We start from the raw sequence: 21,940 nt of genomic DNA, 5'->3' as shown, positions 1-21,940 counted from the left end.
CCGCCCACCGCACAACCGCGTCCCCGGCCTGTCCGCGCGGGGCCCGGGGCGCTGACATACACGCCATGACGGCCGGAACCGCCACCATCACCCCCAGGACGACCGCCGAGCACGAGCTGGCCGCACTGCAGCGCGAGCACGGCCGCCCCCTCTTCGCCCTGCTGCTGCGCCTGTCCGACGGCGACCGCCAGCGCGCCGAGGACCTGCTCCAGGAGACGCTCGTACGCGCCTGGCAGCATCCCGAGGCCCTGCGTGCCGACGACTTCGACTCCGTACGGCCCTGGCTGCTGACCGTGGGGCGGCGGCTGGCCATCGACGCGCGGCGGGCCCGGCAGGCACGGCCGCCGGAGGTCGGGGACGCGGTCCTCGACAACGCGCGGATCTGCGCCGACCACGCCGAACGGTCGGCGGCGGCGCTCGACGTGCGGGAGGCTGTGAAGACTCTCACTCCCGAACACCGTGAAGTCCTGGTGCTGGTGTACTTCCAGGGGGCGAGTGTGGCGGAGGCCGCAGCGGCACTGGGGATCCCACCCGGTACGGTGAAGTCCCGCGCGTACTACGCGCTGCGCGCCCTGCGCCGGGTTCTTCCGGGATACGCGGCCGACCTGCGGTGAAACCGAAGACTTAGTCAAACCTCCGTAAAGCGCCTTGCTGAGGACCATGGTTGAGCAATCAGCTTGGCTCATCCGTGTTCCGGACTGGGGCCCGGGGTCGGGCGACGCGCACGCACCGGAGGAAGGCAGGAAGGGATGCTGCACAGAGGGCAAGAGAGCACGGACGGCACCGGCGGGGGCGAACTCACCGTCCCCATGGCCTGGTTGTACGCCGAGTACATCGCCGACGAGCTGCTGCGGACGGGCGACCTGATGCCGCCCACCTCCTTCGAGTTCCGCGCCGGGCGCGACGCCCTCGCGCTGACCGTCTTCCTGTCCGACAGCGGCGGCGAACTCTCCGGGATCCGGGTCATCACCCAGCTGGAGACCTGGCTCTCGCTGACGGCGTACGACCAGCCCTGGCACACCTGGGTGCGCGAACACCTGGCGCTGCGCACGGCCGAGGCCGCCGGACGCGCCGCGCCCGATCCCGATCTGGAGCTGGCGTCCGCGGCCTGGCGGTGGCTGGAGGAGACGGAACTGCTCGCTCCGGACCTGGACGCGGTGCCCGGCGGCGGTTCCGTGCCCGGTGAGGACGACGGTCCCAAGGTGTGGACGGCGGCCTGGCGACTGGGACTGCCGCTCGGGCATCTGGCCATCCACCTCTTCTGACGGCGGCCGTGACCACGCCGGAAGCGCTTCCGGCGGCGGCCCCGACCACGCCGGGAACAACTTTCCCGTGCTCGCACCAATCCGCGAGCACTCCCGCTCCGAATGTCTTCACCCCGATTCCTGACGAGTCTTGAGTGATTCGGCGCTCAGATGCGTACCCGTGGGCAACAGCAACACCACTCACAGTCCGCACCCACGCCACGAGGATTCGGTATTCGGTATGAGGTCCCTGGAACGGCATCGCGACGTCGGCGCCTACGCGCTCGGCGTGCTCGGCGAGGCGGAAGCCTTCCGCTTCGAGGACCACCTCGTGGAGTGCGCTCAGTGCACGGCGTTCGTCAGCGAGTACCGGCCCGCCACACGGCAGTTGATGCTGTACCGCCGGTCGACACCACGCAGCGTGCACCCTTTCGCCGCTCCCGGCCCGCGGCTGCTCGACAAGCTGCTCGGTGAGGTGGCCACACGCAACCGGGCCGGGCGCCGGCGCCTCCTGTTCGCCCTGGCCGCCTCCGTGGTGCTCGCGGTGGGCGGGTCCGCGATGACGCTCGCCGTCGGCCACGACTCCTCCTCCGGCGCGGTCGTCGCGGACGGTCCCCCGTCGAGCCAGATGGCCAGGACCGACGCGGAGACCGGGGTCTGGGCCCAGGTGACGACCCGGGAACGGCTCTGGGGCAGCGAGATCGAGGTCGCGGTCAAGGACGCCGAGGGCCCCCGCTCCTGCGAGCTCGTCGCCATCGGCAAGGACGGCTCGGAGCAGTCGGTGACGAGCTGGATGGAGCCCGCGCACAACGACGCCGCCATCACCATGCAGGGAGGCTCGTCGATGCGGACGGACGAGATCCGCCGGTTCGAGGTGCGCACGTCGGACGGCGAACACCTGGTGACGCTCAACTCCCCCTGATCCAGACCTGTTCCACCGCTCGGGTCACTGAGGGTCCGGCCGCCGGGACACCTGCCGGCCGGCCCGTGGGAGCGCTCCATCGCCGCTGGGGTCCCCGAGCTCTTCGAGCCGGGGACCCCAGCGGCATCGCCGTCACTCGCCGACGTCCCCCGGCCTCCTACCAGGAGGTGCCTCCACCGCGTCGGCTCCCTCCGGGGATCAGCCGCGTTCCCCCACCATGAACTCGCACCACACGCATTTGCCGCCGCCGCGCGCCTCGACGCCCCAGACGTCGGTGAGGCGGTCGACGAGCAGCAGCCCGCGGCCCGAGACACCGGACTCGCCCGCCTCGCGGCGGCGCGGCAGCGCGCTGGAGGAGTCCTCGACCTCGACGCGCAGTCTGCGGTCGGACCCGGCCAGGACGCGCAGGGTGACGATGGCCGAGCCCTCGGTGTGCATGAGGGCGTTGGTGATCAGTTCGTCGGCGACCAGCTCGATTTCGTCGGCCCGCTCACGGGCTCCCCACGCGCGGACGGCGGCCCGGATCATGTGGCGGGCCTCGCTGAGCGCCTCCGGGTCGCCGGGCGCCACGTGCTGCTGGAGGCGTCCGCCCGAGCGCTGGTCGATCAGACCGTGGCGGCGCAGGAGCAGCAGGGCGACGTCGTCGTCGCCGCCGCGTTCCTCGGCCATGTCGATGAGCCGGTCGGCCAGGTCGCTGACGTCGTCCGGACCGCCGCGGATGCGTTCCCCGAGGATGCGCATGCCCTCGGCGAGGTCGACGCCCGGCTCCTCGACGAGCCCGTCGGTGCACAGCAGCAGGGTCTCGCCGGGGTCGAGTTCCACGGTGGCGACCGGGTACTCGAGGCGTCCGAACTCGGCGGACAGGCCGAGCGGCAGGCCGCCCTCCAGGGGCAGTCGCCGGCAGGTCCGGTCGGCGTACCGCAGGAGCGGGTCGATGTGGCCGGCGCGGACCAGCTGGGTCACTCCGGTGGACAGGTCGATCTCCGCGTACAGGCAGGTCGCGAAGCGGTCGGTGTCGAGTTCGTGGAGGAAGACGGAGGCGCGGGCCATCACGGTGGCCGGGGTGTGGCCCTCGGCCGCGTAGGCGCGCAGGACGATGCGCAGCTGGCCCATGACGGCGGCCGCGTGGGTGTCGTGGCCCTGGACGTCGCCGATGACCGCGCCGACGCGTCCGCCGGGCAGCGGGATCAGGTCGTACCAGTCGCCGCCGATGTCACGGCCGAGCGAGGCGGAGCGGTAGCGGACGGCGATGTCGGCGCCGCTCACACTGGGGATGGAACGCGGCAGCATGGCCTGCTGGAGGCCCTGGGCGAGGTCCTTCTCCTGTTCGAAGAACATGGCCCGCTGGAGGCTCTGGGCGATGCTGCTGCCGAGCGCGACGAGGACGTTGCGCTCGTCCTCCGAGAAACCGCGCCGGTCGTTGTAGAGCAGGCCGATGGCGCCGATGGGACGGGCCTGCACGATGAGCGGCAGATAGGCGGCCGAGGTGATCTTCAGGTCGGTGATGTTCGGCCACAGGAGCGGATAGGACTCGGCGAACTCCTCGGGCGACTCGATGAAGTGCGGCACGAGGGTCCGTACGACCTCGTTCATCGGGTACTGCGCGTCCAGGCGCGTGATGCGGGTGCCGGGGACGTAGCTGTGCTCGGGGCCCGTGGCGACCATGCGGATGCGGCCGGCCTCCACCAGGCCCATGACCAGGCTGGCCGCCCCGAGGTGGGTGAGGCCGTGGGTGTCCTGCAGCACGTCGATGACGTCCTGCACGGTGACGGCGTGGGCCAGCGCGGCCGTGGTCAGCTGGACGACGCTGGTCTGCTGGCGCCGTACCTCGTGCCGGGCGGCCTGTTCGCGACGCGCCACGCTCTCGTCGAGTTCCGCCGTGGCGTCGCGGACGATGCCGATGATCCGGCGCGGCCGGCCGGTCCCGTCGCGGCGGATGTAGCCCTGGGTGTGGGTCCAGCGCAGGGTGCCGTCGCGGCGGCGGATGCGGAAGTAGGCGCCGTAGTTCTCGCTGCCGTCCTTGAGGGCGTGCGAGACCATCGTGTCGAGCCGGCGCGACTCGGCCGGAGGAACGCGCATGCCGAGGGTGGCGGGGTTCCCGTCGTATTCGTCCGGGCGCACGTCGAAGACCTCGTGGGCCTGGGCGTCCATCTGCATCAGACCGGTGTCCAGGTCCCAGTCGAAGCTGCCCATGCGGTTGAGCGCCAGGATCGGATCCGGGTGGGCGGGCCAGTCGTCCGGGAGTGACAGGGCGCTCGCTCCCCGATCAACCATGGGGCAACCATGCCAGCATTTGCCCGATTGTTCGACTTCTGGGAGGCCTGGTTCCGGGCCCTGCGACGGGGGGACGGCGTTCACCCGCCGGGGGCGTCGGCCGAGACGTCGAAGACGCTGTCCGGACCGGCCGGCCCGTCGGGGATCAGCCCGTCGTCGGGCACGTCGGGGCCGTCCGGGGCGGTGTCCTCGGTGGGCGCGCCCGGTTCGTCGGACGGGGTCCGCGATGCCGAGGGTTCCGGGGAGTCCGGGCGGTCGGGGGCGGACGGATCCGGCCGCGGAGCCGTGGTGCCCGAGGGGTCCGGAGTGGTCCCCGGCTCCGTCGTCGGCGCCGCCGTGACGGTGGCCCGGGGACAGTGCGAGGGCTCGGCGCTCGGGCGCGCGGACCGGACCGGCCCGGCCACGTCCATGACGGCGCCGTCCGTCGGAGCGCCGGTGGGCACGGTGCCGGGCCCGGCGCTCTCGTCGGGGGTGCCCTCCCCGGTGCCCGGCGTCGAGGTCGGGGCCGGGGTCACCGTCGCGGTCGGCGTGGGGCAGTCGGACGCGGAGGCGTCCGGGGACGGGCTCCGGCCGCCCCCCGGGGCCTCGGTGGAGGGCTCGTGCCCGGGAGCGGAGTCGTGCGGCCCCGGGGTCGGGCCGTCGGGCGGCGGTACGGCGTGGTCGTGACGGTGGCCCTGGTACCCGACCGGCCGCTCGATCCAGGTGTCGTCGCCGGTGTCGACGATCGTGATGTCGGTGATCACGTCGGGCGCCGGCGTCACCACGACGACCTGGGCGGGCCGGTACCCGTTCCAGGGCCTGCCCCGGGTGTCCGGGTTCCCGTCCCGCGCGGTGGGCCGGCCCAGCGGGTTGCCGCAGGCGCAGCGGACCCGGGGCACGCCCCGGTCGTCGACGAGGACGGCCGTACCGGCCTGGAGCACCGCCTGGTAGCCGGTCGCCCGTCCGGCGGCGAACCCGTGGTCCGTGACACCGGTGTCGGCGCGCAGCACGACCGGGGTCAGCCGGCGCAGGTAGTCCGGGACGGACTCGGGGGAGATGCCGGAGAGCTCGGCGAAGGCGCGGGTCCTGGCGGGGTCGGAGGCCAGGTAGCGGATCTGCTTGCCGACGTCGCAGCTGCCGGTGTTCCGGGTGCCGCCGTACAGGCCCGGTGTGGCGCCCGAGACCGAGCGCACTCCCTCGGTGACGGTGGCCGACGGTTGCGGCGTTCGGGTGATGGGCGGCCGGGACGCGGGGGTGGTGTCGGTGGGTGCCGTGAAGGGGTCGGGCCCCTGGTCCGCGAGGGGCTGGAGGAGCACTTCGCCGCCGGTGGACCCGTTCGGCGGCGCGTCCCCGCCACCGCCGCCGCAGCCCGCGACGACAAGGAGCGCGGCCGCGAGCGAGCAGGCCGCGGCGAAGGTCCTGGTGGGTATGCGCACCACGTCTCTCCCGTTCGTCCCGGGCAGTTGGTGCCTCATTGTCTGCGTCACCCTCTTGGCGCACGCAAGCGGAAATCGGTCACCCAGCGTCACAATGGAGGGGAGAGGAGCACGCGCCATGGAGTGGTTCGTCGCACCCGATTACTGGATGGGCCGGCTGGTGTTCCAGCGGGGACTGGCCGTGCTGTATCTGGTCGCGTTCCTGGGCGCGGCCCTGCAGTTCCGCGCGCTGACCGGGGAGCACGGGATGCTGCCCGTGCCCCGCTTCGTGCGGCGGGTCGCGTTCCGGGACGCGCCGAGCGTGTTCCACTGGCGCTACTCCGACCGCTTCTACGCCGCCTGGTGCTGGACGGGCTGCGCGGTGTCGGCGGCGCTGGCCGCCGGACTCGACGGGCTGGTGCCGCTCTGGGGCGCGATGCTGCTGTGGCTCGTCCCGTGGGCCCTGTACCTGTCGGTCGTCAACGTCGGCCAGACCTGGTACGCGTTCGGCTGGGAGTCGCTGCTCCTCGAGGTGGGCTTCCTCGCGGTGTTCCTCGGCAACGACGAGGTGGCGCCGCCGGTCGTCGTGCTGTTCCTCATGCGCTGGGTGCTGTTCCGCGTGGAGTTCGGGGCGGGGCTGATCAAGATGCGGGGCGACGCCTGCTGGCGGAAGCTGACCTGCCTCTACTACCACCACGAGACCCAGCCGATGCCGGGTCCGCTGAGCTGGTTCTTCCACCATCTGCCGAAGCCTTTCCACCGGGTCGAGGTGGCCGCGAACCACTTCACCCAACTGGTGCTTCCCGTGCTGCTGTTCACCCCGCAGCCGATCGCGACGGCGGCGGCCTCGCTGATGATCCTGACCCAGCTGTGGCTGGTCCTGTCCGGCAACTTCGCCTGGCTGAACTGGACGACGATCGTGCTCGCCCTGAGCGTGACCGAACTGCCCGGCACCGCTCCGGAAACCCCCGCCGCGCCGCTGTGGTACGAGGTGGTCGTGCTGGTGGCGGCCGCGGGCCTGGTGGCCCTCAGCTACCGCCCGGCACGCAATCTGGTCTCCCGGCGGCAGGTCATGAACCGCTCCTTCGACCCGCTCCATCTGGTGAACACCTACGGGGCGTTCGGCAGCGTCAGCAGGATGCGTCACGAGGTGGTCGTCGAGGGCACGGCGGACGAGGTGCCGCGCGAGGACGCCGAGTGGAGGGAGTACGAGTTCAAGGGCAAACCGGGCGATCCGCGGCACTGGCCGCGCCAGTTCGCGCCGTACCATCTGCGGCTCGACTGGCTGATGTGGTTCGTGGCGCTCTCCCCCGGATACGCCGGCACCTGGTTCTCCGGTCTCGTGGAGCGGCTCCTGGAGAACGACCGTGACACGCTGCGACTGCTGCGCCGCTCCCCGTTCCCCGCCGACGCGCCGCCCCGCTACATCCGTGCCCGTCTCTTCCGCTACCGGTACACGACCTGGCGCGAGCTGCGCGAGACGGGCGCGTGCTGGCACCGGACCCCTGTGCGTGACTTCCTCCCGCCGACCCGGCTGGAGGGCGCGGTCGGGCGACGGGCCTCGCGTCGGTGACGGGCCTCGCGCCGGTACGCGGCGACGGGCGGACGCCGGTCAGAGGCGGTAGACGCGGGTGGCCGTGCCGGTGAAGACGGCCCGGCGTCCGCTCTCGTCCAGGCCCGCCGTCAGCTCCGCGGACCGCGCTCCGCGAGCGCGAGCAGCTCCGGGGTCTCCTCGGCCACGGTGACCGTCCGGACGAGGACCGTGCGGTCCACCCCGGCGGCCCCGGCCACCGCTTCGAGATCGGCGATCCCGAAGTCCCGGCGCAGGGGGAGCAGTTCGGGTCCGGTGATCCAGTCCTGGTCCCGGACCGACAGGTCCCACACGTGGTGGTGCGCGTCGACCCTCACGCCTGCTCCGGGGCGGGGAGGGGCGCGGATGCGGGGAGGAGTCCCTCCGCGCACAGCTCCCGCCAGAAGTCCGGGGGCACCGGTGTCGCGAACTGCTCGGCGCAGTCGCGGACTTCTGCCGCCGAGCGGGCCCCGGCCAGGACGGTCGCCACGGCCGGATGGGCGGCCGGGAAGGCCAGGGCGGCGGCGCGCAGGGTGGTGCCGTGGCGTCCCGCGATCCCCTCGATGCGCAGGGCGCGGTCCAGCAGTTCCGCGGGCGCCGCGGCGTAGTCGTACGTCGCTCCGGGCCCGGGGCCTGCCAGCAGGCCGGAGTTGAAGGCGCCGCCGATGACGACGGAGGTGCCGCGCTCCTGGGCCGCGGGCAGCAGCTCGGCGAGAGCGCTTTGGTCCAGGAGGGTGTAGCGGCCCGCGCACAGCACCACGTCGACATCGGTCTCACGGACGAACCGGGTCAGCATCCGCGTCCGGTTCATGCCCACGCCGATCGCGCGCACCACTCCCTGCGAGCGCAGCTCCGCCAGTGCGGGAAGGCCCTCGCGGAACGCCTACCCGGCATGGTCGTCGGGGTCGTGGAGGTAGACGACGTCCACGCGGTCGAGACCGAGGCGTTCGAGACTGGCCTCCAGGCCGCGCCGTACGCCGTCGGCGCTGAAGTCCCACACGCGGCGGTGCGTGACGGGCACGGCGAAGCCGTCGGCCAGGTCGTCGCCGCCCGTCTCCACGGCCTCCAGGAGGCGGCCCACCTTGGTCGAGACGGTGTACTCCGCGCGCGGCAGGCCGCGCAGGGCCGCTCCCAGGCGCCGTTCGGAGAGGCCGAGGCCGTAGTGCGGGGCGGTGTCGAAGTAGCGGATGCCGCTCGTCCAGGCGGCGCCGACCGCCTCGTACGCCTGCTCGTCGGTGACCTCGGTGTACAGGTTGCCGATGCCGGCGGCGCCGAAGGACAGCGCGCCGACGGGGACGCCGCTGCCGCCGAGGGAGTTCACCGGACCGCCGGGCGCGGCCGCAGGCCCTGCATCCCGCCGTCCACCGCGAGCACGGTGCCGGTGGTGGATCCGGACAACGGGCTCGCCAGGTAGGCGATGGCGCCCGCCGCTTCGGCCGCCGTCACCAGACGGCCGGTGGGCTGGCGGGCTTCCAGCGCGGCGCGCTCGGCGGCCGGATCGGGAGCGGCGTCCAGGAGCCGGCCGACCCAAGGGGTGTCCACCGTCCCGGGGTTGACACAGTTGACGCGGATGCCTTCGCCGACGTGGTCGGCGGCCATGGCGAGGGTCAGCGCGAGGACGGCGCCCTTGGAGGCCGAGTACAGCGCCCGCTGCGGCAGTCCGGCCGCGGCCGCGACCGAGCAGGTGTTCACGACGGCCGCGTGCGCGGATTCCCGCAGGTGGGGCAGGGCGGCACGGGTCGTCCGCACGACACCGAGGAGGTTGACGTCCAGGACCCGGTGCCACTCCGCGTCGTCGTTGTCCTCCACGGTGCCGCGGGCGCCGATCCCCGCGTTGTTGACCAGGATGTCGAGTCCGCCCAGGTCCGCGACCGCGGCGGCCACGGCCGCGCGCACGGAGGCGTCGTCGGTGACGTCGGCCCGGTGTCCGGTCAGCGGCTCGTCCACGGACGACGGATCGAGGTCGAGGACGGCGACCCGGGCACCGCGGGCGGCGAGGAGGCCGGCCGCCGCCCTGCCGATCCCCGAGGCTCCGCCGGTCACCAGCGCCTTGAGGCCGTCGAAGTCCTGGCCTGCCCGATGCCCCTCGGAGTCGTGGAAGTCCGTCATACGGCTCGCTCCTTCCGGTTCCCGGCGTTCCGCCGGGCGAGGTCGGCGGTCCAGAAGGCACCGCCGGGATAGGTGAACTCCGCGACGGACTCGGGCCGCATCGCGGCGGAGAAGCCCGGCGCGGTGGGTGCGGTGTAGTGGCCGTCGCGGATCACCACCGGTTCGGTGAAGTGGTCGTGCAGATGGTCGACGTACTCGATGACACGGTCGTCGGTGGTGCCGGACAGGGCGACGAAGTCGAACATCGAGAGGTGCTGGACGAGTTCGCACAGGCCCACTCCCCCGGCGTGCGGGCAGACCGGGACGCCGAACTTGGCGGCGAGGAGCAGGACAGCGAGGTTCTCGTTGACTCCCCCGACCCGCGCGGCGTCGATCTGCGCGATGTCGATGGAGCCCGCCTGGAGGAGCTGCTTGAAGACGACGCGGTTGTGCACGTGCTCGCCGGTGGCGACCTTGACGGGGGCGACCGCCCGGCGCACGGCGGCGTGGCCGAGGATGTCGTCGGGGCTGGTCGGCTCCTCGATCCAGTACGGTTCGAACTCGCCGAGCGCCTTGGTCCGGACGATCGCCTCGTCCACGTCCCAGCGCTGGTTGGCGTCGACGGAGATACGGATGTGCGGGCCCACCGCCGCACGGGCGGCGCGCAGGCGGCGCAGGTCCTCCGCCGGGTCCGCGCCCACCTTCAGCTTGATGTGCCGGAATCCCCCGGCGACGGCCTCGACGGCCAGGCGGGTGAGCTTCTCGTCGCTGTACCCGAGCCAGCCGGGTGAGGTGGTGTACGCGGGGAAGCCCCGGGCGCGCAGGGCCGCGGCGCGTTCCCCGGCGCCCTCACGGCCCCGGCGCAGCAGTTCCAGCGCCTCTCCGGGCGTCAGCGCGTCCGTGAGATAGCGGAAGTCGACCTGGTCGACGAGCCACTCGGGATCGGCCTCCGCGAGCAGTTGCCACAGCGGCCGGCCCGCGCGCCTGGCGGCCAGGTCCCACGCGGCGTTGACGACGGCGCCGATCGCCATGTGCATCACGCCCTTCTCCGGTCCGAGCCAGCGCAGTTGGCTGTCGCCGACCAGGTCCCTGGACAGGGAGCCGGGGTCGGCGCACAACTCGTCGAGGGACCGTCCGACCACGTGCCCCCGCAGCGCGTCGATCGCCGCGACCTGGACGTCGTTGCCCCGCCCGATGGTGAAGGCGAAGCCGTGCCCCTCGGTTCCGTCGGGGGCGTCGGTGCGCAGCACGACGTACGCGGCCGAGTAGTCGGGGTCCGGGTTCATCGCGTCCGAGCCGTCGAGCTCGCGCGATGTGGGGAAGCGGATGTCGTGGGTGCCGACCGCGACGACGCGGGCGGGGGTCGGGGGCACGGCGGGCCTTTCCGTCGGAGACAGGGGGTCCTTTGCCGGGTGCGGAAGACGCTCGGTCCCGAGGATCTCTCCTCCCACCCGTCCCCGTACAGCGTCGGACACGCCTCGGCCTCGACGGTTCCGTCCCGCCGGGCACCCCCTCGGAGGGACCCGGGTGCCTCAGGGGCGCTCCGGCCGGATCGTCGTCGGCCCGCCCGCCGGGGCCGTGACCGGGGGTGGCCGGAGGTCCGGGACCGCGGACCCTCGACGCGACGGCCTCGCTGCGGGCAGAGTGCTCCCCGTAACTACTCACCAGTACGACACGAGTGAGGAGCGCCCGTGACCACCTGGGCCGGCCGGACCGCCACCGAGATCGCCGCAGCCGTACGCGAGAAGAAGGTCACCCCCCGCGAGGTGGTGGCCGAACACCTCGCGCGGATCGAACGCCTCGACGGGCGCGTCGGCGCCTTCCGCACGGTCCGCGCCGGGGCCGCCCTCGCGGAGGCCGACGAGCTGTCCGGCCGGGACCTCGGCCGGCTCCCCCTGGCGGGGGTGCCGGTGGCGGTGAAGGACAACCTCGCGGTGCGCGGCGAGTCGACCCGCAACGGTTCCGCCGCGACCGCGGACACCCCCGCCGACGAGGATCACGTCACCGTGGCCCGGCTGCGGGCGGCGGGCGCCGTCGTGGTGGGCCTGACGAACGTGCCCGAACTCTGTGTCTTCGGCACCACGGAGGGCGTGTACGGCAACGCCCGCAACCCCTGGGACCTGTCCCGCACGGCGGGCGGCTCCTCGGGCGGCAGCGCGGCGGCGGTCGCCGCCGCGATGGTGCCGGTCGCGCTCGGCAACGACGGCATGGGCTCGCTGCGCATACCGGCCGCCAACTGCGGTCTGGTGACCCTGAAACCGGGCCACGGGGTGATCCCCGCCGGGATCGGCCACGGCGACTGGTTCGGCATGTCGGAGAACGGCCCGCTGGCCACGACGGTCGAGGACGCCCGGCTGGTGTTCGCCCTCCTCGCGGACATCGAGCCGGCGCCGCCCGCGGAGCCCGTCACCCGCAGGATCGCCCTCTCGGTGCGCAGCCCGCTGGCCGGTGTCCACGTCACCCGGCCGTACACGGACGCGGCCCGGGAGGCCGCCGCCCTGCTGGCCGAGGCGGGCCACCGGGTACGGACCGCGAACCCGCCGTACCCGCTCTGGCTGAGCACGGCCTCGCTCGCGCACTGGACGGCGGGCACCGCGGTGGACGCCGAGGATCTCGACCCGCGCAGGCTGGCCCGGCGCACCCGCGTGCACGCCGCGATCGGGCGCCGCTTCGTCACCGGGGTGCGCAAGGGGGAACGCCGCGAGCAGCTGCGCGGGCGCCTGGCGGCGTTCTTCGCGGAGCACGACGTGCTGCTCACCCCGGCACTCGCCCGGCGCAGTCCGTCCTCCGTCGACTGGCACAAGCGGGGCTGGCTGCGCAATGTCCTGGCCAACACCAACTACTCGCCGATGACCCCGCCCTGGAACCTCACCGGCTGGCCCGCGATGTCGGTTCCGTTCGGGAAGCTGCCGAACGGCGCCCCCTGCGCCGTCCAGCTCGTCGGCCTGCCCGGCTCCGAGGCCGCCCTGCTGGACGTGGCCGCGCAACTGGAAGTGCTCCACCCGTGGCGGCGCACGGCCCCGCTCGGCTAGGGCGGCGTCCGGCCGGAGAGGGCCGCCCGGCCGGAGGTGGTCCGTCCGGCGGGCCGTGGCGTCACGTGCCGAAGCCGCGACCGTTCGTCGGCCGCGGCTTCTCCTGCTCGGCACGAGCGCGGGTCCGGCACTCCCGTGCCGTGGTCGATCGTGCCGGACCCCGGTGTCGTTCAGTCGACGCTGGGCAGGATGTGGGGCTCGGCGAGGTCGTCCTCGTAGCCCGCGAGGCGGATAGGGGCGGACCTGGCCCACACGTCCAGGCTTCCGAGCTTGGTGTCGGACCCACCGCCGAGGTGCTCCGTGCGTTCGTCGGGGCCGTGATCGAGTTTCGTCTTCTCTGGTGTCACCGCGCACTCCTTATGTGTCGGGTCACCCTGGGGACGTTAGCGCCCGGTGCTCTCGGGCCGCCTGACGCCCGCTCGGGTCTGAGTCGAAGCAGTTAGGGACGCGGTGGCGCCGGTAACTCGTGTGAGAGCAGGCCGTGGTGACCGGCTTGTCCCGGGACGGACCGTGGGTGTGGGTGGACCCCAGTGAGTCTGTCCGTCGGCTACAGCCTAACCAAATGAGCGGCCCCCCGCTCTATGGGGCTGAAAACTTGAGGTTACTGTCACACGTCATCCAGGTCTCACCAGGCCCCGATCTGCGGCGATTTGAAACATGATGCCCTCTTCGCGGCCACCCGTTCGGCTCAATATCGCCCCTGGACGGGGGCGTCGGGACCCGTCACGGGCAGGACTGGGTCACCATCGGCCGACGGCCGTCGCACGCATCCGGCACCGAAGACGTCACGCAGTTCAGTTCCCGTTGGCCGGTTCGCAAGGAGCCCATGCTCTGCTGTCGCACGGCAACGGCCTTTCTCGCGGGAGGACTGACGCATGGAGCTGCGCAGCGTCGAGGAGCTGATGGATCTGCTGCACGCCTGCCGGGGTGTCCACGAGCCTCCGGCGCTCCCTCACGCACGGCTTCGCCCGGGCGGGGGGACCCCCGTCGGCGGCCCCGTCGACCTGCACGACCACGCCCTGCAGACCGCCGCGCTGCTGCGCCGGGGACATCCCAGCGACAAGGAGCTACAGGTCGCCGGTCTGGTGCACGACATCGGGCATCTGCTCAGGCCGGGCGACGACGCCGGGCACGCCGACCACGCCGCGGACGCGGTGCGGCCGCTCCTCGGCGAGCGGGTCTCCGGTCTCGTACGTCTGCACGTCGCGGCGGAGCGCTACCTGGCGGCCACCTCTCCGGACCGCGGACCGTCCCCGCTCGCCCCCCTCGCCGTGACCGCCCGGGGCGGCGCGATGACCCCGCACGAGGCGGCGGCGTTCGAGCAGGACCCGCTGGCCGAGGACGCGGTGACCCTGCGGCAGGCGGACGACGCCGGCCATGTCCCCGGCCTGTACACCGGGGACATGGAGGACTGGCGCACCCTGCTGGAGCTGGTGGCGGAACGTTCCGTGCGGCTGGGCGCCGCGGACTGACGGCACCGGCGCCCCGGCGGTCGCCGCCGGGGCCTGTCGACTGACGGCCCGTCATGAGACGGTACGCGGATGACGCCGCCGTACGGACTTCAGGGCAGGGCCGCCGTCGTCACCGGCGCCTCGCGCGGAATCGGCCTCGCCGTCGCCGAGGCGCTCGCCGGAGCGGGTGTCCGGGTGTGCGTGAGCGCGCGCGATCCCGACGCGGTACGGCGCGCCGCCGAGCGGGTCGGGGGCATCGGCCTGGCGGGTTCCGTCACCGACGCGGCGCATCTGGACGAGCTGACCGGACTCACGCTGCGCACCTTCGGACGCCTGGACATCGTCGTCAACAACGCGGCGACCAACCAGCCCTACGGCCCGCTCATGGACGCCGACCCGGAGCACTGGCGCGAGGCGTTCGCGGTGAACGTCGAGGCGCCGCTGCGCCTGGTGCAGTGCGCCTGGCGGGCCTGGATGGGCGAGCACGGCGGGGCCGTGGTCAACGTCTGCACGGAAGGCGCCGAGCACGTCGGCCCCCGGGTCGGCGCGTACGGCACCAGCAAGGCGGCCCTGCTCCACCTGACCCGGCAGCTGGCCGGCGAGCTGGCGCCGGGGGTGCGGGTCAACTCGGTCTCCCCCGGCCTCGTCCGTACCGAGATGGCCCGCTTCGTGTGGGAGGGCTCCGAGGACGAACTGGGCGCCTCGCTCCCGCTCGGGCGCATCGGACGGCCCGAGGACGTGGCCGCCGCCGTGACCTGGCTGGTCTCCGACGCGGCCGGGTGGATCACCGGTGCCGACCTGCTGGTCGACGGGGGCACGCGGGTGCGGGCGGCCCGCCCGGACTCCCCCGCCCACGCCGTCCACGAACGGCTGCGCCGGCGGACCCCCGACGGGCGGGGGTCCGCGCGGTAGCCGGCGGCCCTACCACTTGCCGGGCGCGTAGTCCTTCATGAAGACGCCGTACAGGTCCTCGCCCAGCTCGCCGCGGACGATCGGGTCGTACACCCGGGCCGCGCCGTCGACCAGGTCCAGCGGGGCGTGGAAGCCCTCGTCGGCCAGGCGCAGCTTGTCGTAGTGCGGGCGCTCGTCGGTGATCCAGCCGGTGTCGACCGAGGTCATCAGGATGCCGTCGGTCTGGAACATCTCCTGGGCGCTGGTCCGGGTCACCATGTTCATGGCGGCCTTCGCGGCGTTGGTGTTGGGGTGCCCCGCGCCCTTGTAGCCGCGGCCGAACACGCCCTCCATCGCGGAGACGTTGACGACGTACGCGCGGCCCTTGGGCGCCGTGCGGGCGGCCTCGGCCATCTGCGGCCGCAGCTTGCTGATCAGGATGAACGGCGCCGTGTAGTTGCACAGCTGGGTCTCGAGCAGCTCGACCGGGGAGATCTGCTCGATGGTCTGCACCCAGGTGTTGCTCTCGACGACGTCGGGGAGCAGGCCGCCCGCGTCGATCGCGGTGCCCTCGCGGTGCCGCTCCACGCTGGCGTTCCCGGCGACCAGGGCGAGGTCGGCCACCTTCTGCGCCTCGATGCCGGAGACGCCGACGGGCAGCGCCTGCAGTCCGTCGACCGCGCCGGAGTTGAAGGCGCCGATGACGTGCCGGGCGGGCAGTTCACCGGCCGGCAGCGGGGCACTCTCGCCCTCGACGAGCGCGGAGTAGGCGGAGGGCAGCCGGCGCACGGTCTGCGTGGCGTTGTTGATCAGGATGTCGAGCGGGCCCTGCTCGGCGACGCGGTCGGCCAGCGCCACGGCCTGGGCCGGGTCGCGCAGGTCGATGCCGACGACCTCCAGGCGGTGCATCCAGTCCGCCGAGTCGTCCATGGCCTTGAAGCGGCGGATCGCGTCGTTCGGGAAGCGGGTGGTGATCGTGGTGTGCGCGCCGTCACGCAGCAGGCGCAGCGCGATGTACATGCCGATCTTGGCGCGGCCGCCGGTGAGCAGCGCCCGCTTGCCGGTGAGGTCGGTGCGGGCGTCGCGGCGGGAGCGGTTCAGGGCGGCGCAGTCCTGGCAGAGCTGGTGGTAGAAGTAGTCGACCTCGACGTACCGCGTCTTGCAGGTGTAGCAGGACCGCGGCCGCTGGAGTATGCCCGCGATCTGGCCGGCCTCGGTGACGGACGAGGGCAGGATGCCCTCGGTCTCGTCGTCGATGCGCTGGGCGGAGCCGGTCGCGGTGGACTCGGTGACCATCTTGTCGTGGGCGGTCTTGGCAGCGCGGCGCTCCTGGCGGCGGCGCTGCTTCACGGTCCGGTAGATGCCGGCGGTGGCGCGGCGCACGGCGATGGCGTCGGGGTGGTCGACCTCGATCTTCTCGAGTTCGTCGAGCACGCCGAGGCAGACGGCCAGCCGCTCGGGGTCGATACCGGGACCGAACGCGACGGCCGCCACATCTGTCGTGTCCACGGCGGGGGTCGCCCGGCCGTCCTCTGTCACCGTCATCGCTGCCGTTCCTCGGGTTGTGCGCCGCGTTCGAAACCGCGCTCGCTTTCGAAGGCGGAATTTTACGGACCAATCGCGCGCGGCACCAAACCCGTTGTGATCATGGCGTGCAGGCGGTGATCAGTACGCGCACCTCCTCGGCCAGGGAACGGGCCAGCAGATCGAGGTCGGGAACGGCCTCGGCGTCGGCCACAAGGCCGTAGTGGACCCTCCCCCGGTAGGTCGAGACGGCCACCGCGAGGGCCTGGCCACGGGCCAGCGGGGCGAACGGATACACCTCGGTGAGCGGGCAGCCGCCGAGCTTCAGACCGAGGCTGGGCAGCGGCACGCTGGTGACGAGGATGTCGAACAGCAGCCGGGCGGCCTGACCCACCACCGGTCCGCCGAGCCGGTGTCCGAGCGGCGGGACGTGGTCGGCGAGCAGCGCGACGGCGCCCGCGCCCCGGTTGGGTCCGGCGTCCTTGTTCCGGTCCATCTCCGTCCGCACGGCACGCAGCCGGCCGAGCGGGTCCGGGTCGTCCACGGGAAGCCGTATCAGGTAGCCGGAGAGCCGGTTGCCCTGGGGCTGCGCGGTGCGCGGCCGGCGCCGGGAGACGGGGATCAGGGCGCGCGGGGAGACCCCCTCGCTGCCGTCGCCGCGTTCGTCGAGCCAGCGGCGCAGGGCGCCCGCGACGACCGCGATCAGGACGTCGTTGACGGTGCCGCCGACGGTCTTGCGGACGATGTGCACCTCGTCGAGGTCGATCACCACCCCGGCAGTGCGCCGGGTTCCGGTGGGCGCGGAGGTGAGGGCGGGCGAGGACCGCGCGGTGAGCGTGGCGCGGGCCACCGAGGTGCCGATGTCGAGGGCGCGACTCACGTCGGAGAGGGTGCCGCGGAGCAGGCCGGGCAGCTTGCGGACGTCCGGGAAGAGGCCCCGGGGCGGTTCCGCGGGGCGCGGGCGGGGTTCCGGCAGATCCATCGGGTCCATGATCGCGGCGGCGAGCATCAGCGCCCTGAGCCCGTCGGCGAGCGCGTGGTGGAACTTGAAGAGCACCGCGAAGGACGTGCCGTCCTCGCCGGGCAGCACGTGCGCCTCCCATGGGGGCCGGCCGCGCTCCAGCGGGCGTTCCATGAGCCGGCCGGCCTCGGCGTGGAAGTCGGCGGCCGGCTTGTGCAGCAGGACGTGGTCCAGCGGCTCGAAGTCGGGCGCGCTCTCGCGGGCCGCGCCGCCGAAGGCGAGCGGGGCGGTGGGCTGCCACACGTCGCGGATCCGCATGCGCAGCCCGGGGACCGCGGCGGCGCGGACCGCGAGCAGGTCCGCGGCGTGGGCGCCGGCGGTGGGCGAGTGCGCGGCGAAGACACCGAGGGCTCCGAGGTGCATCGGGTGCCGGTCGGACTCGATGTTCCAGAAGGCCAGGTCGAGTGGTGCGAGGGGGTCGGAGATCAAGGGCCTGCTCTCGCGTCGACGGATGGGTGAACTTGCAGTCAACCCGGACTGGTGATTACGGTCAAGTACGATCAAGTTACGCACAGTTAACAGCGGATTAAGTCCCGCCCCTCGGAGGAGGGACGGGACTCGCTCGCCTCAGGACACGTCTGGCGTCACTTCAGGACCGGAGGCGCCGCGGAGGCCGCCGTTCCCCACTCGGACGGCTCCGGGCCGACCGCGAAGCGGAGCGACCGGGTGTTCTTCAGGGTGCCGGTGGTCAGGTACGTACGAGCGTACGGCGAACCGTCGAGACGGGCCGACCGGATGTACCGGTCGGTGTCCGAGGTGCCGGGTGCCGTGATCGTCAGGGCGCCGCGCGGGTAGTAGCGCCGGTCGAGGGTGAGGTCGACCCGCTCGAAGACGGGCGTGGACAGGCCCCAGGTGTCGTGGCCGGGCTGCACCGGGAAGATCCCGATGGACGACAGGACGTTCCAGGCGGACATCGTGCCGAGGTCGTCGTTGCCGGTCATGCCGGTCGGCGCGTCGGTGAACAGGGTCAGCGCCGCGTGCACGACGTCGGTCGTCTTCCACGGCTGCCCGGTGGACAGGTAGGTGTACGGGGCGATCAGGTCGGGCTCGTTCTGCGGGTTGTACTTGTCGGCGTTGTAGTAGGCGTACGGGCCGTTGACCCAGACCTCGCGGGCCGTCTTCGCGGGGTCCTTCAGCAACTGCCCGTAGGCGAAGAACGAGTCGAGCCGGTCGTTGGCGGCCTGCTTGCCGCCGATCATGCCGATCATGCCCGGCAGGTCCTGCGGCACGAGCCACTGGTACTGCCAGGACGTGCCCTCGTGGAAGCCGACGCCCTGGGCCGGGTCGACGGGCCCGGTGAAGGCCCCGGAGGCGTCCCGGGCGCGGAAGAAACCGGTCGAGGGGTCGTGGACCGCCCGGTAGTTCCGGGACCGCGCCAGATAGCGCGCCGCGTCCTCGTCGTGGCCCAGCTCCCGTGCCATCACGCCGAGCACGGCGTCCGACAGGGCGTACTCCAGGGTCACGGAGGCACCGTGGTCGAAGTCCGAGTCGCCGGGCTTCGCGTGCGGACGGACGCCCTTGAGGTACGGGGCGAAGCCGTTCGCGATGTACTCCTTGTTCGCCTCGCGGCCCACCGCGGGCGAGTCGGCCGGCGGCACTCCGTCGGCGTTCTTCTTCAGCGCCCGGTACGCCCGCTCCTCGTATCCCGCGAGCAGGCCCTGCTGGTAGGCGTTGGTGAGGAACGGGGTGACCGGATCGCCGGTCATGATGTTCGTCTCGACCGTGCCGTAGCCCCACTTGGGCAGCCAGCCGCTCTCCTCGTCGATCCTGATCACCGAGATCGCCATGTCCCGGGCCTCACGGGGCGCGAGCAGCGAGAGGAGCTGCGACTGGGTGCGGTAGGTGTCCCACAGCGACCAGTTCTGGTAGTACGTGAAGCCCTTGGCGCGGTGGATCCGCTGGTCCCAGCCGGTGTAGCGGCCGTCGGCGTCACTGCCGATGTTGGGCGCGAGGAAGGAACGGTAGAGCGACGAGTAGAAGGTGCGGCGCAGGGTGTCGGTGCCGCCCCGCGCGCGCACGTCGTCGAGCCGGTCCTCCCAGGCGCGGCGCGCGGCGGAGCGCACCGCGTCGAAGGAACGGCCGCCCTCGGCGTGGAGGTTGACGGCCGCGCCGCGGGCGTCCACGTACGAGAGCGCGGTGGTCGCCTCGACCGTGCGGTCCTCGGTGGTGTCGAAGCGCACGAAGGCCCCGGTGCGCCCGGTGGTGCCGGTCGCCTCCCTGGCACCGGTGACGGTGTCCCCGTTCCAGGTGCCCGCGGTGGTGAACGGCCGGTCGAAGCGGGTGATCGTGTACACCGTGTAGGGCTTGGTGGCCTGGCAGAAGCCGCTGCCGGTGATCGCCGTGCGGACGGTGTGGTCGTCGAGGATCTCGACCTTCGTGGCCAGTGTCCTGTGCAGCGACTGCCCGGCGTTCAGCAGCACGTTGGCCTTGTCGGTGGCCGGGAAGGTGTAGCGCTGGACGCCGGTGCGCGCGGTGGCCGTCAGTTCGGCCTCGATACCGGACTTCAGGTCCGCCCGGTAGTAGCCGGGGTGCGCCTCCTCGGTCTCGTGGCCGAACTCCGCCGCGTACTGCGCGTCGTCCGTCCGGGTGATGTCCCCCGTCGTGGGCAGGACGGGCAGGTCGCCGCCGAGGCCGCAGCCGACGCCCGAGAGATGGACGAGGGAGAAGCCGCGGACGTGGTTCTGGGAGTGGTCGTAGCCGGTGTTGTGGCCGGTGTCCGGGGAGAACTGCACCATGCCGAAGGGCACGGCGGCGCCGGGGTAGGTGTTGCCCTCGTTCTGCGTTCCGATGAACGGATTGACCAGGTCGGTGAGTTGGCCGTCGCGCGGCTCGGCGGCCCGTGCGGTGGGCAGGGCGAACAGCGCGGACGCTGTCACCAGCCCCGCCGTGCACAGGCGCAGGCGCCGGGTCCATCGCATGCGGGAGACCTCCGGTGGGTGATCGACATCGTTGTCCTCTTGCATGGTCGGGGCGGGGAGCCGGCTTTCCCGGCAACCGGAGGGGATCACGTGGGACGCGTCGCGTCCGGGCAGGGCACGCCCCGGGCCGCCCCGATCGATGACATCGTTGTCAGTGCTGTACAACGTTGTCATCGACGGCAGTTGGCATGACAGCACGGGATTCCGCACCCCGTCCAGGGACATGACAAGCAGGAGCACGACAACGGCCGGAAGTCGCCGTACCGCACGGCCCGGGGACTTCCGGCCGGCCGTCTTCCGCCCTCGGGACGTGGGGCCCGGCCCGGTCAGAGCACGCGCCGGCCCTTGCCCAGGGCGATCACGCCGCCCTCGGAGACCGTGTAGAGGTCGGAGTCGCGCTCCGGATTGACGCCGATCGTCGCCCCCGGCGGTACCTCGATGTTCTTGTCGAGCACCGCTCCGCGCACCACGGCGCCCCGCCCCACCTTGACGTTGTCGTGCAGGACCGACCCCTGCACCACCGCCCCGGGGTCGACGACCACGCCCGGCGACAGCACCGACCGGGTCACCTGTCCGCGGATCAGGCAGCCCGCGCTGATGATGGACTCGCTCGCGATCCCCCCGGCGTTGAACCGCGCCGGGGAAAGCTGTCCCGAACTCGTGTAGACGGGCCAGCTCCGGTTGAACAGGTTGAACGCGGGACGCTCGGCGATCAGGTCCATGTGGGCGTCGTAGTAGGCGTCGAGGGTGCCCACGTCGCGCCAGTAGCCCTGGTCGCGGGCGGTCTCGCCGGGCACGTGGTTGTCATGGAAGTCGTACAGCTGCGCCTCGCCCCGCTCGGTGAGCGCCGGCAGGATCGAACCGCCCATGTCGTGCACGGAGCCGTCGTCCTCGGCGTCCCGCTGGAGCGCCTCGGTCAGCGCCTTGGTGGTGAAGACGTAGTTGCCCATCGAGGCGAAGACGGACTCGGGGTCGTCCACGAGCCCCGGCGGGTCGGCGGGCTTCTCCAGGAAGCCCCGCACGCTCTGGCCGTCGGGACCGGGGCTGATGACGCCGAAGGAGGACGACTCGGCGCGCGGCACCCGGATTCCGGCCACCGTCACGCCCGCCCCGCTCTCGATGTGCTGGGCGAGCATCTGCCGGGGGTCCATCCGGTAGACGTGGTCGGCGCCGAACACCGCGACGTACTCGGGCTGTTCGTCGTGGATCAGGTTGAGCGACTGGAGGATCGCGTCCGCGCTGCCGAGGTACCAGCGGGGTCCGAGCCGCTGCTGGGCCGGAACCGGCGTCACGTAGTTGCCGAGCAGGCTCGACATCCGCCAGGTGGTGGTGATGTGCCGGTCCAGCGAGTGCGACTTGTACTGCGTGAGCACGCAGATGCGCAGGATGTCGGCGTTGACGAGATTGGAGAGGACGAAGTCCACGAGGCGGTACGTGCCGCCGAAGGTCACCGCGGGTTTCGCCCGGTCCGCGGTGAGCGGCATCAGCCGTTTGCCCTCGCCCCCCGCCAGTACGATTCCCAGCACCGAAGGTCCACCGCGCCCACCACGCCGCATGCTGCCGCCCCTTCCACGCCCGGTCGGGCCACGTCCGGCCGCCCGGACGCGTCCC

Annotated in this window: 16 protein-coding genes and 2 pseudogenes; 7 read left to right on the top strand and 11 right to left on the bottom strand. The window is 72.7% G+C overall.

Annotated features, from left to right (window positions below; all coding sequences use genetic code 11):
* The first annotated feature begins 65 nt into the window (after positions 1–65).
* From CW362_RS02595 to CW362_RS02585, 3 genes are all read left to right on the top strand, one after another.
* Positions 66–614, top strand: a complete 549-nt coding sequence (locus tag CW362_RS02595) for a sigma-70 family RNA polymerase sigma factor (RefSeq protein WP_103547665.1) — start codon at positions 66–68, stop codon at positions 612–614.
* Positions 615–749: 135 nt separating this feature from the next.
* A complete protein-coding gene (locus tag CW362_RS02590; RefSeq protein ID WP_103547664.1) occupies positions 750–1,265 on the top strand; it encodes a hypothetical protein in 516 nt (171 codons plus the stop codon).
* Between the two features lie 220 nt (positions 1,266–1,485).
* Positions 1,486–2,166, top strand: a complete 681-nt coding sequence (locus tag CW362_RS02585) for a zf-HC2 domain-containing protein (RefSeq protein ID WP_103547663.1) — start codon at positions 1,486–1,488, stop codon at positions 2,164–2,166.
* A 198-nt stretch (positions 2,167–2,364) separates the two neighbouring features.
* Here the strand turns inward: CW362_RS02585 and CW362_RS02580 are convergent, their stop codons facing one another.
* Positions 2,365–4,440 carry a SpoIIE family protein phosphatase gene (locus CW362_RS02580; protein ID WP_103547662.1) on the bottom strand — a complete coding sequence of 692 codons (2,076 nt, stop codon included), beginning with the start codon at positions 4,438–4,440 and terminating at the stop codon, positions 2,365–2,367.
* A gap of 80 nt (positions 4,441–4,520) precedes the next feature.
* On the bottom strand, positions 4,521–5,855 hold the full coding sequence (locus tag CW362_RS02575; protein WP_103547776.1) for a DUF6777 domain-containing protein: 1,335 nt from the start codon (positions 5,853–5,855) through the stop codon (positions 4,521–4,523).
* 118 nt (positions 5,856–5,973) lie between these two features.
* Here CW362_RS02575 and CW362_RS02570 point away from each other — a divergent pair, with 118 nt between their 5' ends.
* Positions 5,974–7,407 carry a lipase maturation factor family protein gene (locus tag CW362_RS02570; RefSeq protein ID WP_103547661.1) on the top strand — a complete coding sequence of 478 codons (1,434 nt, stop codon included), beginning with the start codon at positions 5,974–5,976 and terminating at the stop codon, positions 7,405–7,407.
* 131 nt (positions 7,408–7,538) lie between these two features.
* Here the strand turns inward: CW362_RS02570 and CW362_RS02565 are convergent.
* The 4 genes and pseudogenes from CW362_RS02565 to CW362_RS02550 all read right to left on the bottom strand — a co-directional run.
* Positions 7,539–7,742, bottom strand: a pseudogene (locus tag CW362_RS02565) (amidohydrolase family protein); the annotation flags it as partial.
* Positions 7,739–8,725 (bottom strand): annotated as a pseudogene (locus tag CW362_RS02560) (aldo/keto reductase). The pseudogenes CW362_RS02560 and CW362_RS02565, both read right to left, overlap by 4 nt.
* Positions 8,722–9,513, bottom strand: a complete 792-nt coding sequence (locus CW362_RS02555) for an SDR family NAD(P)-dependent oxidoreductase (RefSeq protein ID WP_103547660.1) — start codon at positions 9,511–9,513, stop codon at positions 8,722–8,724. The pseudogene CW362_RS02560 and the gene CW362_RS02555 overlap by 4 nt, the downstream one beginning before the upstream one ends.
* Positions 9,510–10,865, bottom strand: a complete 1,356-nt coding sequence (locus tag CW362_RS02550) for an enolase C-terminal domain-like protein (protein ID WP_103547659.1) — start codon at positions 10,863–10,865, stop codon at positions 9,510–9,512. The genes CW362_RS02555 and CW362_RS02550 overlap by 4 nt, the downstream gene beginning before the upstream one ends.
* A 318-nt stretch (positions 10,866–11,183) precedes the next feature.
* Between CW362_RS02550 and CW362_RS02545 the strand changes: the two genes are divergently transcribed.
* Positions 11,184–12,524 carry an amidase gene (locus tag CW362_RS02545; protein ID WP_103547658.1) on the top strand — a complete coding sequence of 447 codons (1,341 nt, stop codon included), beginning with the start codon at positions 11,184–11,186 and terminating at the stop codon, positions 12,522–12,524.
* Between the two features lie 170 nt (positions 12,525–12,694).
* Here CW362_RS02545 and CW362_RS43715 read toward each other — a convergent pair whose 3' ends face one another.
* A complete protein-coding gene (locus CW362_RS43715; RefSeq protein ID WP_167455602.1) occupies positions 12,695–12,871 on the bottom strand; it encodes a hypothetical protein in 177 nt (58 codons plus the stop codon).
* Between the two features lie 528 nt (positions 12,872–13,399).
* On the opposite strand from CW362_RS43715, the gene CW362_RS02540 reads away from it, so the two are divergent.
* Together CW362_RS02540 and CW362_RS02535 are read left to right on the top strand one after the other, a co-directional pair.
* Positions 13,400–13,996, top strand: a complete 597-nt coding sequence (locus CW362_RS02540; protein WP_103547657.1) for an HD domain-containing protein — start codon at positions 13,400–13,402, stop codon at positions 13,994–13,996.
* Positions 13,997–14,065: 69 nt separating this feature from the next.
* Positions 14,066–14,887 (top strand): SDR family oxidoreductase, encoded by an 822-nt coding sequence (locus tag CW362_RS02535; RefSeq protein ID WP_103547656.1) that lies wholly within the window; start codon positions 14,066–14,068, stop codon positions 14,885–14,887.
* Positions 14,888–14,896: 9 nt separating this feature from the next.
* Here the strand turns inward: CW362_RS02535 and CW362_RS02530 are convergent, their stop codons facing one another.
* The 4 genes from CW362_RS02530 to glgC all read right to left on the bottom strand — a co-directional run bounded on the left by CW362_RS02530 (position 14,897) and on the right by glgC (position 21,885).
* Positions 14,897–16,411, bottom strand: coding sequence for an SDR family NAD(P)-dependent oxidoreductase (locus CW362_RS02530; RefSeq protein WP_103547655.1), 1,515 nt, complete (start codon positions 16,409–16,411; stop codon positions 14,897–14,899).
* A 100-nt stretch (positions 16,412–16,511) separates the two neighbouring features.
* Complete coding sequence (locus CW362_RS02525; protein WP_103547654.1) at positions 16,512–17,840, bottom strand: wax ester/triacylglycerol synthase family O-acyltransferase; 1,329 nt, start codon at positions 17,838–17,840, stop codon at positions 16,512–16,514.
* Between the two features lie 155 nt (positions 17,841–17,995).
* Positions 17,996–20,329: a GH92 family glycosyl hydrolase gene (locus CW362_RS02520; protein WP_103547653.1), complete on the bottom strand. Its 2,334-nt coding sequence runs from the start codon at positions 20,327–20,329 to the stop codon at positions 17,996–17,998.
* Positions 20,330–20,655: 326 nt separating this feature from the next.
* Positions 20,656–21,885 (bottom strand): glucose-1-phosphate adenylyltransferase, encoded by a 1,230-nt coding sequence (gene glgC / locus CW362_RS02515; protein WP_103547652.1) that lies wholly within the window; start codon positions 21,883–21,885, stop codon positions 20,656–20,658.
* Between the last annotated feature and the right edge of the window lie 55 nt (positions 21,886–21,940).

The sequence above is a fragment of the Streptomyces populi genome (assembly GCF_002911015.1).
GTDB lineage: Bacteria > Actinomycetota > Actinomycetes > Streptomycetales > Streptomycetaceae > Streptomyces > Streptomyces populi.
This window is presented reverse-complemented; position numbering and strand designations above follow the sequence as displayed.